This window comes from Marinobacter sp. GH_1, assembly GCF_048595985.1.
Lineage (GTDB): Bacteria > Pseudomonadota > Gammaproteobacteria > Pseudomonadales > Oleiphilaceae > Marinobacter > Marinobacter shengliensis.
Map to the genome: position 1 here is coordinate 1,895,660 of NZ_CP184460.1, position 14,688 is coordinate 1,910,347.

General features: G+C 58.6%; 16 protein-coding genes. 11 read left to right on the plus strand and 5 right to left on the minus strand.

All coding sequences use genetic code 11. The annotated features are described in order from the left end of the window. Positions 1 to 5: 5 nt before the first annotated feature. The 4 genes from ACNSOI_RS08680 to ACNSOI_RS08695 form a co-directional block, all read right to left on the minus strand. Positions 6 to 929, minus strand: coding sequence for a carbon-nitrogen hydrolase (locus tag ACNSOI_RS08680; RefSeq protein WP_420195588.1), 924 nt, complete (start codon positions 927 to 929; stop codon positions 6 to 8). Beyond that, positions 926 to 1,978, minus strand: a complete 1,053-nt coding sequence (locus tag ACNSOI_RS08685) for an agmatine deiminase family protein (RefSeq protein WP_420195589.1) — start codon at positions 1,976 to 1,978, stop codon at positions 926 to 928. Before ACNSOI_RS08685 ends, ACNSOI_RS08680 begins: the two co-directional genes overlap by 4 nt. A 100-nt stretch (positions 1,979 to 2,078) precedes the next feature. After that, positions 2,079 to 2,381, minus strand: coding sequence for a hypothetical protein (locus ACNSOI_RS08690; protein ID WP_106695572.1), 303 nt, complete (start codon positions 2,379 to 2,381; stop codon positions 2,079 to 2,081). A gap of 102 nt (positions 2,382 to 2,483) precedes the next feature. Further along, on the minus strand, positions 2,484 to 3,074 hold the full coding sequence (locus ACNSOI_RS08695) for a PilZ domain-containing protein (RefSeq protein ID WP_061331002.1): 591 nt from the start codon (positions 3,072 to 3,074) through the stop codon (positions 2,484 to 2,486). A gap of 121 nt (positions 3,075 to 3,195) precedes the next feature. On the opposite strand from ACNSOI_RS08695, the gene ACNSOI_RS08700 reads away from it, so the two are divergent. Next, a complete protein-coding gene (locus tag ACNSOI_RS08700) occupies positions 3,196 to 4,440 on the plus strand; it encodes a lipoprotein-releasing ABC transporter permease subunit (RefSeq protein WP_072677503.1) in 1,245 nt (414 codons plus the stop codon). Beyond that, positions 4,433 to 5,140, plus strand: a complete 708-nt coding sequence (locus tag ACNSOI_RS08705; protein WP_106695573.1) for an ABC transporter ATP-binding protein — start codon at positions 4,433 to 4,435, stop codon at positions 5,138 to 5,140. The genes ACNSOI_RS08700 and ACNSOI_RS08705 overlap by 8 nt, the downstream gene beginning before the upstream one ends. Here the strand turns inward: ACNSOI_RS08705 and ACNSOI_RS08710 are convergent. Next, on the minus strand, positions 5,128 to 5,673 hold the full coding sequence (locus ACNSOI_RS08710; protein ID WP_072677501.1) for a DUF2062 domain-containing protein: 546 nt from the start codon (positions 5,671 to 5,673) through the stop codon (positions 5,128 to 5,130). The genes ACNSOI_RS08705 and ACNSOI_RS08710 overlap by 13 nt on opposite strands. Positions 5,674 to 5,753: 80 nt before the next feature. Between ACNSOI_RS08710 and ACNSOI_RS08715 the strand changes: the two genes are divergently transcribed. From ACNSOI_RS08715 to murB, 9 genes are all read left to right on the plus strand, one after another. Continuing rightward, on the plus strand, positions 5,754 to 8,210 hold the full coding sequence (locus ACNSOI_RS08715; protein WP_420195590.1) for a DNA internalization-related competence protein ComEC/Rec2: 2,457 nt from the start codon (positions 5,754 to 5,756) through the stop codon (positions 8,208 to 8,210). A gap of 72 nt (positions 8,211 to 8,282) precedes the next feature. Continuing rightward, positions 8,283 to 8,909, plus strand: coding sequence for a MotA/TolQ/ExbB proton channel family protein (locus ACNSOI_RS08720; protein ID WP_058089566.1), 627 nt, complete (start codon positions 8,283 to 8,285; stop codon positions 8,907 to 8,909). Between the two features lie 5 nt (positions 8,910 to 8,914). Continuing rightward, positions 8,915 to 9,340 carry an ExbD/TolR family protein gene (locus ACNSOI_RS08725; protein WP_058089567.1) on the plus strand — a complete coding sequence of 142 codons (426 nt, stop codon included), beginning with the start codon at positions 8,915 to 8,917 and terminating at the stop codon, positions 9,338 to 9,340. Next, positions 9,337 to 11,109, plus strand: a complete 1,773-nt coding sequence (msbA, locus tag ACNSOI_RS08730; protein ID WP_106695575.1) for a lipid A export permease/ATP-binding protein MsbA — start codon at positions 9,337 to 9,339, stop codon at positions 11,107 to 11,109. Before ACNSOI_RS08725 ends, msbA begins: the two co-directional genes overlap by 4 nt. After that, on the plus strand, positions 11,106 to 12,167 hold the full coding sequence (gene lpxK / locus ACNSOI_RS08735; protein WP_420195591.1) for a tetraacyldisaccharide 4'-kinase: 1,062 nt from the start codon (positions 11,106 to 11,108) through the stop codon (positions 12,165 to 12,167). The genes msbA and lpxK overlap by 4 nt, the downstream gene beginning before the upstream one ends. Beyond that, entirely contained in the window at positions 12,160 to 12,348 is a 189-nt protein-coding gene (locus ACNSOI_RS08740) for a Trm112 family protein (RefSeq protein ID WP_011785222.1), read from the plus strand. Before lpxK ends, ACNSOI_RS08740 begins: the two co-directional genes overlap by 8 nt. Before the next feature lie 26 nt (positions 12,349 to 12,374). After that, entirely contained in the window at positions 12,375 to 13,160 is a 786-nt protein-coding gene (kdsB, locus tag ACNSOI_RS08745; protein WP_106695577.1) for a 3-deoxy-manno-octulosonate cytidylyltransferase, read from the plus strand. Then, entirely contained in the window at positions 13,153 to 13,632 is a 480-nt protein-coding gene (locus ACNSOI_RS08750; RefSeq protein WP_058089572.1) for a low molecular weight protein-tyrosine-phosphatase, read from the plus strand. The genes kdsB and ACNSOI_RS08750 overlap by 8 nt, the downstream gene beginning before the upstream one ends. Continuing rightward, positions 13,629 to 14,660: a UDP-N-acetylmuramate dehydrogenase gene (gene murB / locus ACNSOI_RS08755; protein ID WP_420195592.1), complete on the plus strand. Its 1,032-nt coding sequence runs from the start codon at positions 13,629 to 13,631 to the stop codon at positions 14,658 to 14,660. The genes ACNSOI_RS08750 and murB overlap by 4 nt, the downstream gene beginning before the upstream one ends. The last annotated feature ends 28 nt before the right edge of the window (positions 14,661 to 14,688 follow it).

The window sequence follows — 14,688 nt, forward strand, 5'->3', positions numbered from 1 at the left end:
AGGCCTCAGTCCCGTACCCGTTTAAGAATGTCTTCATAGGCATCGATGCGACGATCCCGAAGATACGGCCAGATTCGCCGAACGGATTCGGTACGGTTGCGATCAAGGGTGGCTGTCAGAATGCACTCGCTGTGGTCATCTCCCCTGGCCAGGAATTCGCCCTGGGGGCCACAGATGAAGCTGTTGCCCCAGAATCGGATGCCATCACCCTGGCCGGTGGGATCCGGTTCGGTGCCAACACGATTGGGAGCAATAACGGGCAGGTTATTGGCAACGGCATGGCCCCTTTGCACCGTGACCCAGGCTTCCAGCTGCCGGGCCTGTTCTTCGGGGTCGTCGGTAATGTCCCAACCGATGGCGGTGGGGTAGATCAGGATATCGGCACCGGCCAGTGCCATCAGGCGGGCTGCCTCCGGGTACCACTGGTCCCAGCACACCAGAACTCCGAGCTTTCCGATAGAGGTATTGATCGGGGTGAAGCCGCTGCGGCCGTCATTGAACCTGGCGTCTCCGGGAGTGAAATAGAATTTCTCGTAGAAGCCCGGGTCATCGGGGATGTGCATCTTGCGGTAGATGCCAGCCAGGCTGCCGTCGGTATCAAACACCACGGAGGTATTGTGGTAGACGCCGTTCATGCGCCGTTCGAAGATGGAGCCGACCAGGACAATCTCCAGTTCGCCAGCGAGGTCTGCCAGCCGGTTGCTGGTGGGGCCGGGAATGGGCTCCGCCAGTTCAAAAATGTCTGTGTCTTCTGTCTGGCAGAAATACAGCGTGGCATGCAGCTCTTGCAGCACCACCAGTTGTGCGCCGCCCTTGGCGGCTTCACGGATCAGTTTCTCAGACGTGGCGAGGCTGGCAGCCTTGTCGTCGGTAGACTTTTGCTGGATAGCAGCAATCTTCAGCTGCGGGTTCTCGGGCCGGCTAGTCATAGCGTGACCACTCCTGCGGGAATCTGCATGGTGACACAGTGAAGGCTGCCGTGCTGGTGGATCAGCGGGCGGCAGTTGATCGCAACAATCTCCCGGTCAGGGAAAATGCCGGCCATGATTCGGATGGCTTCCTGGTCTTGCGGTACATCGTACACAGGCAACAGAACTGCGCCATTGATGATCAGAAAGTTGGCGTAGGTGGCGGGCAGGCGATCGCCGTCTTCATCATGGATGGCATCCGGCCAGGGCAGGGCAGTCAGTTTATAGGGGCTGCCATCCGTCTGTCGGAACTCCTGCAGCTCTTCTTCCATGGCCGCCAGCGCGCTGTAATGTTCATCGGCTGCGTCCGGACAGGTGACGTAGCAGATGTGGTCGGGGGCGCAGAATCGAGCCAGGGTGTCGATGTGGCTATCCGTATCGTCACCGGCCAGGTAGCCGTGGTTCAGCCAGAGAATCCGATCGGCCCCCAGAAGTTCCGACAGCAGCTGTTCAATAGCCGAGCGGTCCATGGAGGGATTTCGGGACGGTGTCAGCATGCATTCGCTGGTGGTCAGGACCGTGCCCTGGCCGTCGGATTCGATGGAGCCGCCCTCCAGAACGAAGTCCACAGACTGCAAACGATGGTTGCCGAAGGCGCCGGCATTCGCCAGGTGCTGGTTAAGCGCGTTGTCTTTTTCCCACGGAAACTTGCCACCCCAGGCGTTGAACCGGAAGTCCAGCAGGGTGAGGCCGTCGCCGGTGTCGACCGTTATCGGGCCATGATCCCGCGCCCAGGTGTCGTTAGCGGGTGCCGGGACGGTGATCACACGCCCCGGAAGGCCATTCTCTTCTGCGAAATGGTTCAGTTCCTGGCCGAGTTTCTGCAGCCGTGCCACGAATTCACAGCTGATCAGCAGATGCTCAAATCGAAGCACCTGCCGGGCAATATTCAGGAAAACTGGCTCGACTTCGTTCATTATCCGAGCCCAGTCAGTGCCCGGGTGAGGCCAGGTCAACATGACTGCGCTTTGGGGCGCCCACTCCGCAGGCAACACTCGCTTGGATGTCACTGTATTTGTCACCTTGGTTCGCAAAAGCCGCCATTCTATCTGACCATTGCCACAACGTCAGGCCATGGGCGGAGAAAATTGAACCTTTGTCCGGAGGGGATTAGCGGTTGCGCTTGACGACAGTGTGCAGCACCCGGTCGTGTTCGAAATAGACGATAAAATTGGAGTAGTGCCACTGGCTGATTGGAGGCTCACCTACTGGCCCCTGGATATCCTGAGGAGCGCCCCAGCGGTTGCGAACCGAGGCCTGGGTCATGCCGGTGGTCGGCAGGCTGACCTGGCTGCGATCGGCCTGGCTGCCAACGGGAATTTTCAGCTGTTCGGCGTGCAGGTTGGATGCCAGGCCGGCCGACATAAGGGACGTCAATGCCACGGCGGTGATCAGGTTTCGCTTGTTCTTCATTGGGTTCTCCATTAATGCCTGGTTCCCGCGAACGATACCGCAGGACATGGATAAAACGTAATATCCCGAAAAAACGGGCAAAAGTCAGTGTTTTTTCAAAGTTTACTCTTTTTGCCGCTGCCGGATTTGCCAACGCATCACATGGCGGGCAATTTGTTGGCGGCTACTGTCGTCAAGTTGAACGAACTCGGTGTGAACCCTTGCTCCGCCCCGATCATCCACCTCTGCGCTCAGAACTTCTGCAATGGCTTGAGGTTGATAGAGTTCCGGTGGCAGTGTCATACGTACCGCAATACGGTCGCCCTGGTTCCAGGCAGGGGTGCTGCTGAAAAACGACAGGCCACCCTCGCTGAGAGTCACATCCTGCCAGTCCTCCGGTTGCAACGGATTTTGCTCAAAGGCGATAATGCGCGCCAGCGTGTCGAGCTTGCTGTTCATGGATTTAATTAATCCGGTCAGTAGCCGGTCACGTTCCGCCAGGCTGGCGAGGTGTGCTTTTACGTCCTGGTCCAGCCGGCGGAATTCAGCTTTGAGGCTTTCCAGTGGCGATCCATTGAACGGATCATCCTGCTCGCTGTCAGCGTTCCCGGAGAGACGGCGGATTTCAAGGCCAATACGGTCCTCGATCCGGAAATACTCGCGTCGGTCGGCTTTGGCATCGGTGATCGGTGGCGTGATAGGCGAGCCTGGCATTCTGTCTCCGGCGGGCTGAAATTTTATTGGTAAAGAGTAGTTTAGCAGTTTCCCGGAGGCTCGCGAGTGATCCGGGGTACCAAACCACGACAGGCCAGAAGGTAGCGACAGGCACCTCCCCATGTTCAGACCCTTATCGTTCTATATCGGCTTGCGGTACACCGCAGCCAAGAGACGTAATCACTTTATATCCTTTATATCCCTGACCTCCATGCTCGGGCTGATGCTTGGCGTGGCGGTCCTGATCATCGTGTTGTCCGTCATGAATGGTTTTGACCGGGAATTGAAGCAGCGCATTCTGGGCATGGTGCCCCACGCCACGATTCAGGGGGCGTCGGGCCCGCTGGAAGACTGGGAAGAGATCGATCGCCGCGTACAGGAGCATCCACGGGTACTGGCGGCCGCGCCCTTTATCCAGGGCCAGGGCATGGTGACTGGCGGAGGTGATGTTCGGGGAGTGATGCTAAGCGGCATTGTGCCCGAGCAGGAAGCCACGGTATCGATCATTGAGAATCACTTCATTGAAGGCAACCTGGATGAACTCAAGCCGGGAGAATTCGGCATTATCATCGGTCGGCTGATGGCCAACAGCCTCAGGCTCCAGGTCGGAGACAAGCTGACGGTTGTCCTGCCCGAGGCCTCGGTAACCCCGGCCGGCGTACTGCCGAGACTCAAACGATTTACCGTCAAAGGCATATTCAGTGTCGGTGCCGAGCTGGATGGCAACTATGCGCTGATTCATATGGATGATGCGGCCCGCCTGATGCGAACCGGTGGCCGTGCCGAGGGCGTGCGCCTGCTCGTGGATGACCTGTTCGCGGCCCCGCGCGTGGTCAATCAGGTTGCGCAGGATCTGGGGGGGCGTTACTACGTGTCGGACTGGACCCGTACTCACGGAAACCTGTTCCAGGCTATCCGGATGGAAAAGACCATGATTGGCCTGTTGCTGATGTTCATTGTGGCCGTGGCCGCTTTCAATATTGTTTCCACCCTGGTCATGGTAGTCACCGACAAAACCGCAGACATCGCGATTCTGCGAACCATGGGGGCGACACCCGGGCGCATTATGCGAATTTTCATCATTCAGGGCGCTGTAATAGGTATCTTTGGCACCCTGATGGGAACCGCGCTCGGAATCTTCGGAGCCCTGAATATCAGCGCTTTCATTTCCTGGCTTGAGGGGTTGATGGGGCACCAGTTCCTGAGTGCCGACGTCTACTTCATCAGCTACCTGCCGTCCCAGTTGCAGTGGCAGGATGTGGCAATCATCAGCAGTGCCGGAATGGTGATGAGCCTGCTGGCAACGATTTACCCGGCATGGCGGGCATCCAGGGTCGAACCGGCAGAGGCGTTACGTTATGAGTGAAGTAGAAATGACCACCAGCAAGCCTTTGGTCATCGACTGCCGCCAGGTTACCCGAACCTACGACCAGGGCCCCGAGACACTGACGATTTTCTCCGACATTTCCCTGGAAGTGTCGGCAGGCGAAACCGTTGCCATCGTGGGCAGCAGTGGTGCTGGTAAAACCACGTTGCTGAACCTGCTTGGCGGCCTGGACCGGCCATCATCCGGCCAGATTCATATCTGTGGTGAGGATATTCACCGGTTGTCGGAGGCCGGCCGGGCACGTTTCCGCAATGGCCACCTTGGCTTTGTCTACCAGTTCCATCATCTGTTGCCGGAATTCACAGCGCTGGAAAACGTGATGATGCCTTGCGCGCTGGGGGGGCAGTCACTCGCGGTTGCCAGGCAAAAGGCAGAAGCCTTGTTGGTCCGGGTTGGCCTGGGCGAACGATTGAAGCATAAGCCCTCGGAGCTGTCAGGCGGTGAGCGCCAGCGGGTGGCCATTGCCCGGGCACTGGTCAACGAGCCCCAATGTGTGTTGATGGACGAGCCAACCGGTAACCTGGACGAGCATACCGGCGAGGGTATCAGGGCTCTGATTGAGGATTTACGAGAGCAGTCTGGCATTGCCTTTGTGATGGTCACCCACGATATGCGAATGGCGCGGAGCCTCGGCCGGGTGTTGCGACTGGAGCAAGGGCGGTTGGTTCAGGAAGCCTGATTACGGGCCTTCTTGCGGGCTTTTCTTGAAAAGCGCCGAACCTGCCAGTCTGTGCGGATTTTACGCCGCCAAAGGTACTGGATGATCAGATAGGCGCTGCAACCCGCAGCGGTCGCGACCACAATTGACCCGACATAGAGCGGCACGCCAATCTCCATCAGGCGGCTGCTCAGCCAGGACCAGGAGAGCTGGAATTCAAAAGCCAGCACGGGGCGGTCCAGAATCCAGGCGCCTACTTTGTAGTTAAAGTAAAAGATGGGCGGCATGGTCAACGGATTGCTGATCCAGACCAGGGCGACGGACAACGGCAGGTTGGCATTGATCCAGATGGCCATGCCTGCTGCTGCCGCCATCTGGAATGGCATCGGGATAAAACTGAGAAATAGCCCGATCAGGAAGGCGCGAGACACACTGTGCCGGTTGATGTGCCACAGGTTGGGTTCATGAAGGATATCGCCCAGAAAGCGCAATGATTCGATGGATTGCACTTTTTCCGGGGAAGGCAGATACCGTTTCATGAACTTCTTGGGCATAGGAAGTTCGGCCTGTTGCTTCGGAATGGATAACTTCCGGCACCCTGAGCGCGCCGGGCTAATGCACTGGAGGACAAGGATTGTCCGGTCTGTTTCATACTCACCAAACGCCTGAACACAGCGTAGTCGGCGCGCCCGGCATTGTCGCGTTCTCGTGCGGCGTTATCTTACTGTATCAACTAACGCTTTTACCACCGTCCTGGTGGCTGTTTTTGGCCGGGCTGCTGATGGTCAGTGCGTCCCTCCTGAGCAGTCATGGCACCATGCACCGTCTGGTCAGGCTATTGGCGCTGGTTTTGCTGGGCCTGGCCTGGGCGGGTTGGCATGCGGAAGTGCGCCTGGCGGAGCGCTTGCCGGCGGATATGGAAGGCAAGCGTCTGGAACTATCAGGGTATGTTTGTGAGCTTCCGCAGGCTGGCAGTTTCAGCAGGTTGCGCTTTAGCGTGTGTGTTGTCAGTTGGCACAGCGAAGGCCAACAGGGCGCCACACCGGTACTTCCCCGCAGAGTGCGTCTCTCCTGGTACGGCCGGAATGATCAGGCGCTGCCCGGCCATCGGCTGAGGCTGGAGGTGGTCCTTAAACGGCCACACGGCAACCTGAACCCCGAGGGGTTTCGTTATGAGGATTGGCTGTTCAGGAAAGGTTACCGGGCAACCGGAAGCGTTCGTGCGGTCGCCCTGGACCAGGATCTTCATTGTGGCTGGCATTGCCGGTACCACGCCTGGCATCAAACGGTCGCTGAGCAGGTCCATCGGCATTTTTCCGATGCCAGTGAATACCCATTGATTGCCTCGTTACTGATTGGCCACCGCGGTTATCTTACCGATCAGCATTGGCAAACGCTTCGGGCCACGGGCACGATTCACCTGGTGGCTATATCAGGGTTACACCTGGGACTGGTGGCGGTTGGTGCCGGCCTGGTTGCCCGCCGATTCACCTTGTCAGTGCCGGCGCACTGGCTGGATGAGCGGCGCAGGCGAATCGCAGGCTTTGCGCTGGTTATCCTGTGTTGCCTGTTCTATGCACTGGTTGCCGGGTTTACCGTACCAACCCGCCGAGCCTTGATCATGGTTCTGGTTGGCGGCTGGTATCTGCTTCTGGCCCGCGAGGCCAGTGTCTGGCGGCCATTCTGCTCAGCCTTGTTTCTGGTGCTGTTACTTGACCCGTTCGCGCCGCTGGATCAGGGGTTCTGGTTGTCCTTTGGTGCGGTGGCGGTTTTGCTGGCGGTATTCAGCGGGCGCCTGGCAGGCCCCGGCTGGCTCAAGGGCCTGGTATTGGCACAGGTAGCGGTTTTTGCGGGCTTGTGGCCATTGTTGTCCGGGCTTGGGCAGAGCCAGCCGCTGGCCGGTTTGGTGGCAAACCTGGTGGCGATTCCCTGGGTATCGCTGGTTGTGATGCCGGTGCTGTTCGCAGGTGCTTTGTTGGTGCTGGTGTCTGGTGGCGCGGTGACGGGTTGGGTAAGTTCGCTGCTCGATGCAGTACTGGGCCCGTTGATGGCCTGGCTGCAGTGGGTGGAGCAACTGGCGGCTCCAGTGTCCGTATTAACGCCAGAGGCATCATCCTTTTTGCTGGCATTGTTGGCGGCTGTCGTCGTTCTGCTGCTCCGTTTCCCTGACAGGGTTTTTCGCCTGATGACCGTGGCGTTAGTCGGGGCCTGGGCGGTCACGGCGGTGCTGACAAGGCCTGCCGCCATTAACCCAGAGGTGGTGGAGCCGGAAATTCGTGTCTGGGATGTCGGCCAGGGTCTGTCTGTTCTGGTGCGTGTGGGGCGCAAGGCACTGGTTTACGACACAGGGCCGGAAGTACGGGGTGTGTTTTCGGCTGTTGACTCGACACTGCTTCCGAACCTCCGGGCCCTGGGGATTAACAAACTTGATCGTCTGATAATCAGCCACGGTGACAGTGACCACGCCGGTGGCCTGGTACAGTTGGTACAAGCCGTAGAGGTGGGGCAGATACAGAGCGGTGAGCCGGAAGTCGTGGCCGGGATTCTGGACGAAGTGCCGGGGAAATCGGTAGGACAGTGTCGGTCAGAGCCGTTCGAGTGGCATGGGGTGGTGTTCGAATTCTGGCAGTCCCAAGCCGAGCGCACCGGAAACGATGCGTCCTGTGTGGTACGGGTTCACCATCCCGCCAGTGGTTCTGACGTGCTGCTTACCGGGGATATCAGTAAACGGGTAGAGGCAGAGATGCTTGCCCCCGGCGCGGTGCCGTGGTTGCGCAAGGCAGTGGATTTTCGCTTGGTGCTTGCGCCGCACCACGGCAGCAAAACATCGTCCTCTGCACCGTGGATCGATCGTGTCGCGCCCGACTGGGTAATCTACACAGCGGGCTATCGGCATAGATACGGGCACCCCCATCCTGATGTGGTGGCCCGGTACCAGCTGGCGAATGCTCGCCCACTCAACACCGCCTGCTCCGGAGAGATCGTCATTACCTTGAGTAAGCATGGCCCGAAAATCAGTGAGCTACGCCACACGGTTCCGTTTTGGATCCAGGGTCCGGGGCTGACCCGTGACCAATGTAAAATACCGTGACATTCCGGGTGTGGCCTGAACCGGCAGCTATGCTAAAGTAGCGCGGCTTGTAATTAATCAGGGAGATCAAGCGTGTTCGAGCTGTTGAAAGCCGGTGGCATCCTGATGGTGCCCATTGTTGCCTGTTCCATCCTGGCGCTTGCCATTGTTCTGGAGCGATTCTGGACTCTGCGAGCCTCCAGGGTAGCGCCCCCACAATCGATTAACGAACTCTGGCGCTGGATCAAGAAAAAAGAACTGAACGGGCGCAAGCTCAAGGCGCTTCAGGGCTCCTCACCGCTGGGCCGTATACTCGCTGGCGGGCTGATCAACGCCAAGCACGGCCGGGAGATCATGAAAGAGAGCATTGAGCACGAAGCCAGCCAGGTCATCCATGATCTGGAACGCTTCCTGAACCCCCTCGGTACCATTGCCACTATTACACCGCTGCTGGGCTTGCTGGGTACGGTCATCGGTATGATCAAAGTATTTGCGGAAATTCAGCTGGCGGGCGTGGGTAACGCCGGTAATCTCGCTGGCGGTATTTCGGAAGCGCTGATCACTACGGCCGCGGGCCTGAGCGTGGCTATTCCCGCCCTGATTTGTCATCGCTACTTCATTCGTCGCGTTGATGAGCTGGTCGTTAACATGGAGCAGGAAGCCATCAAGCTGGTGGAAGTGGTTCATGGCGACCGTGAAATCGACGTGGAAGGAGCCTGAACACCGTGAAGTTCAAGCGCCAGAGAAGCCAGGAGGTCGGGGTTGACCTGACGCCACTGATCGATGTGGTGTTCCTGTTGCTGATTTTCTTTATGGTGTCCACCACCTTTACCCGGGAAAGCCACCTGCAGGTGGATTTGCCCGAGGCGAGCGGCGAACCGGTTTCGCCCTCTGAGGTAAGGCAGATCGATGTGGTGATCAATGCTGAGGGCCAGTACATCCTGAACGAGAGGACCCTGGTCAATAATCGGCGTGAAACCCTTGAGCGGGGTGTCAGGGAATTAGCTGAGGGAGACAACAGCTTGCCGTTTATCATTACGGCCGATGCCAGAACTCCCCATGAATACGTTGTGCGCGCTATGGATGTGGCCGGCCGCCTGGGGTTTGCGAAACTGAGCATAACCACAGAGCGGGAGGCTGAGAATCCGTGATCGATGCAAGGCCGGAACCTCTGAAGGTACCGCCAACCGGAAGCTGGGCAACCTACAAGCGATTGCTCGCCTACGTGAAACCCTTCTGGTTCGCGTTCTCCCTGGCGGTGCTGGGGAACATTATCTATGCCGCGGCCTCCACAGGCATGGCGGCTGCCATGGAGTATGTGATTACCGCCATTGAGAATCCGACGGATCAGAACCGGTTGTTCTTGACGGGCCTGATTGTCGGCATTTTCGCCTTGCGGGGGGTGGGCACCTTTTTCAGTCAATACTTCATCAGTTACGTCGGGCGGCAGGTAATCAATGCCCTCCGTAATGATGTGTTCGATCGCCTGATGACACTGCCGTCGCGGTATTATGATGACAATGCTTCTGGCAGGTTGGTGTCCAAGCTTACCTTCAATGTGGAGCAGGTGGCCGAGGCCTCAACCAACGCCATCACCATCACCCTCCGCGAAGGCCTGACCATCGTCGGCTTGCTTGGCTTTATGCTGTATACCAACTGGAAGCTGACCCTGGTGTTCCTGACCGTGGGGCCGGTGATCGGGTTGGTGGTGAATTACGCCAGCAAGCGCTTTCGCCGAATCAGTAAGCGTATTCAGGGGTCGATGGGTGATATCACCCATGTGGCTTCAGAATCCATATCCGGTTACAGGGTGGTGCGAACCTTTGGGGGGGAAGACTACGAACGTGAACGCTTCCGGGAAGTCAGCGACCAGAACCTCAAACAAAGCCTGAAAATGGCCTCTACTCAGGCCATCAGCGTGCCGGTCATCCAGGTGTTGGTAGCTATCGCCATTGCCGCGCTGGTCTGGACCATGTTGTCTCCGGAAATCCGTGGTGAGATGAGTACCGGCCAGTTAATCGCCTTCATTACCGCGGCGACGACCATGGCCAAGCCCATTCGCCAGGTAACCTCGGTGCACGCCAAGATTCAGAAGGGCGTGGCTGCGGCCTATGACGTGTTTGAAACCATGGACGAGCAGCCAGAGGAAGATCGCGGCGAATACACCCCAGAGCGTGTGGAAGGCCATATTGAGTTCGATAAGGTGTGCTTCCGCTATCGTGATCAACTGGATAATGTCCTGGACGGCATTTCAGTGAGCGTGCCGGCCGGGCAGAGTGTGGCACTGGTCGGCCGTTCGGGCAGTGGTAAATCGTCTATGGTCAGCCTGCTACCCCGATTCTATGAGTACACCGAGGGTGACATCCGAATCGATGGCAGGTCTCTCAAGGAGTTCTCGCTCAAGGGTTTGCGTTCCCAGATTGCTCTGGTGAACCAGAACGTGGTGCTGTTCAACGACACCATTGCCGCCAACATCGCCTACGGTGCCTTGCGCAACTGCAGTCGTGAAGAAATCCGGGAAGCCGCCGCCAAGGCTCATGCCCTGGAGTTTATCGACCGGATGCCGGAAGGCCTGGATACCATGATCGGGGATAACGGTGTGATGTTGTCTGGCGGCCAGCGCCAGCGCCTGGCTATTGCCCGGGCACTGCTGAAGAACGCCCCGATCCTGATCCTTGATGAGGCCACCTCGGCACTGGATACAGAGTCGGAGCGGCATATTCAGGAAGCCCTTGAGACGGTGATGCAAGGCCGGACGACGCTGGTCATTGCCCACCGCCTGTCCACCATCGAAAAGGCGGACCGGATACTGGTGATGGACAAAGGCCATATTGTCGAATCCGGCACGCATGAGGAATTGCTGGCGGCAGATGGCGCATATGCCCAGTTGCATCAGATCCAGTTCAGCGAGCATGCATGAGCAGCAGCCGCATTGACCGCTTATGGTATGGCCAGGGCAAGCCCCTGGCCATCCTCGGTCCATTGGCCTGGCTGTACCGTGTGGTGTCTGAATCGAGACGCCGGAAAGCCTGGCAGGCCCGCAATGAAAGCTTACCCGTGCCGGTCGTAGTGGTTGGCAATATCACCGCAGGTGGTACCGGCAAATCCCCCCTGACTGCCCGGCTGGTGCAACGCATGAAGCAGGACGGCTGGCATCCGGTTATCCTGAGCCGGGGCTACGGCGGCAAAAGCGATCATTATCCTCTGTTGGTAAAAGACACCACGCCGGCATCGGTCTGCGGTGATGAGCCGCTGATGCTGGCGCTGGCCACGGGGTGCCCGGTGGTGGTCGATCCCGACCGTTGTCGCGGTGGGCACTGGGCCCTGGAGCAGGCACTCGGCGACGTCCTGATCTGTGATGATGGCTTGCAGCATTACCGCTTGCCCAGGGATATTGAACTGGCGGTTTTCGATGCCGGCCGGGGCATTGGTAACGGTGCCCTGATTCCGGTGGGCCCCCTGCGCGAACCGGTAACACGGCTCTCGAGTGTGGATTTTGTGATTCTCAATGGTGAAGTGTTCCCGCCGTCGGGTCAGCAGATCGACGAGTTTGCCGGCGTTGCGCACCCCGAGATCCATGCCATGTCACTGCAGCCGGCGTCGTTGGTGAACCTGAACTCCGGGGAGACTCTGGCGCCCTCAGCACTCGGGGGCCGGTCAGTGCGTGCGGTTGCCGGAATAGGCAACCCGGGACGTTTCTTTGACACACTGAGGAACCTGGGCGCACAGGTCACCGAAGCGGCTTTTCCCGATCATCACCGCTTCCGCCCGGAAGACCTTGGTTCCAGCGCTGGCGAGTGGCTGGTCATGACCGCGAAAGATGCGGTCAAATGCCAGGGTTTTGCCCCCGACAACGCCTGGGTATTGACGGTGGATGCCTGTCTGTCGGAACCTTTTGAACATCGCTTTCTGGAACGGCTCAGGGCATGCTCTGGGCAGTTGCATCAACAAAATACTGAGAGAACCAACCATGGATAAGAAACTGTTGGCCATGCTTGCCTGCCCGGTGTGCAAGGGTGAACTCAAGCTCAACGATGCCCGTACCGAGCTGATCTGTTACCAGGACGCCATGGCATTTCCGATTCGTGAGGGTATCCCTGTCATGTTAGCCGTAGAGGCCCGTACCCTGAGTACCGATGAACGGCTTGATAAGCACTGACACACCCGCCAGCAGGACGCATCAGCATGTCATTTACCGTTGTCATCCCCGCCCGCTACGCATCCAGCCGGTTACCCGGTAAACCTCTGGCCATGATTGCCGGCAAACCGATGATCCAGCACGTATGTGAACGCGCCCAGGAAAGTCGGGCGAGCAGGGTCGTGGTTGCCACCGACGACCAGCGTATTGAGGCAGCGTGCCAGGCATTCGGTGCCGAGGTAGTCATGACGTCACCACACCACGCCAGTGGAACGGATCGGCTTGAGGAGGTTGCCCGAAAACTGGGGCTGGACCCGGACCACCGGGTGGTTAACGTCCAGGGTGACGAGCCGCTGATACCGCCGGCGCTGATCAACCAGGTGGCCGATAATCTCGACTACTACCCTGAAGCCAGCATTGCCACCCTGTGCGAGCGTATCCACGACGCCCGGCAGGTATTCAACCCGAATGTGGTGAAGGTGGTGTTCGATAGCCGGGGCATGGCGCACTACTTCAGTCGAGCACCCATCCCCTGGGCGCGGGACTTCTGGCCTGCCAACGCGTCGGTGGCGGACGTAGACTTACCCGAAGGCATTGGTTACTTCCGGCACATTGGCATTTATGGCTACCGTGCCAGTGTGCTCAGCCAGTTTGTCAGCTGGCCGCCGGCACCGACAGAACAGGTGGAAGCGCTGGAACAGCTTCGGGCCTTGTATAACGGTGCTCACATCCACGTGGATATTGCTGATCGACCGCCCGCACCGGGCGTCGATACCGAAGAGGATCTGGCCCGGGTGCGGGCTCTGATAGAAGCAGGAGGAGGTTATGCCTGACCAGGTCAGTGTGTTGTTTGTTTGTCTGGGTAACATCTGTCGTTCGCCAACGGCGGAAGGAGTGTTCCGGCAACTGGTCACTGAGCAGGGAATGACAGAACACCTGCACATTGACTCCTGTGGCACCGGTAACTGGCATATTGGTAAATCACCGGATGCCCGGGCCATGGCGGCGGCAGACCGTCGCGGTGTTGATATCAGTGACCTGAGGGCCAGGCAGATCAAGGCTGAAGACCTGGACCGGTTTGATTACGTGTTGGTGATGGATAGGCAGAACCTGGCCGATGTCAGGGATATCTGGCACCAGAATGGCGGCACCGAACCTCGCCTTTTTCTTGAGTTTGGTGAGTCCGGCCAGGCCGAGGTGCCGGATCCATACTACGGCGGTGAGGACGGTTTTGAACGAGTGCTTGACCTGATTCACGAAGCCAGTCAAGGCTTACTGGAGGATATCCGGGGGCGATTGGCTTGAATGGCGCGCTGAGGGTCACCGAGCATGCTGATCTGCGTGAGCTGAACACACTCGCGATTGCGGCACGGGCTCGTTATTTGATCCGGATTGCCGGCGTGGATGACCTGACCGCGGCACTGGCCTGGGCTGAGGCCCGAGAGCTGGACACCCTGATTCTCGGCGGTGGCAGTAACCTTGTGTTTGCCGGTGATTTTGACGGTGCCGTCCTGCACATACAGATTCGGGGCCGGCATTGGGAAAAAGTAAACGGTGACGACGCCGTACTGGTTCTGGGCGCTGGTGAGAACTGGCATGAGGCGGTTTTATACGCTGCCCGTTCGGGTTACCGGGGCATAGAAAACCTGGCGCTGATTCCCGGCACTGCCGGCGCTGCGCCGGTGCAGAACATTGGTGCCTACGGTGTTGAACTTGGCGATACCCTGGTAAGTGTGACAGCTTTGGATCGTGCTACCCGGGGTGTGGTTACCCTGGCCGCCGGCGATTGCCAGCTTGGATACCGTGACAGCCTGTTCAAACGGCAGCCTGGCCGCTACATCATCCTTGAACTTAGACTAAAGCTTTCCCGATCCTTGCCATTAAAGCTGGATTACCGGGATCTTCAGGATTATCTCGGGGATACCGATATCAACGCCCTTACGCCTCTGGAGGTTGCGGAAGCGGTGATGGCGGTGCGGCACCGCAAGCTGCCGGATCCCGCCGTCCTGCCTAACGCCGGCAGCTTCTTCAAGAATCCGGTGATCAATCAGGTGGCGTTTGAAAGGTTGCAGGAGCGCTTTCCCGACGTGGTGTTCTATCCGGTAGAGCAGGGTGTCAAACTGGCTGCGGCCTGGTTGATTGACCAGGCTGGCTGGAAAGGCTTTCGCAATACCCGGGTGGGTGTTCATAACCGACAGGCTCTGGTCCTGATCAACCACTCGGGGGGCTCTGGTGCCGAGGTACTGGCGCTGGCGGACGAGGTGCGTCGGTCTGTGCAGGAAACCTTCGGGGTTGAGCTTGAAATGGAACCGGGGGTCGTTGGCGCCCGTTAGAGTGGCTGGTCAGAAAACCGCCGGGCTG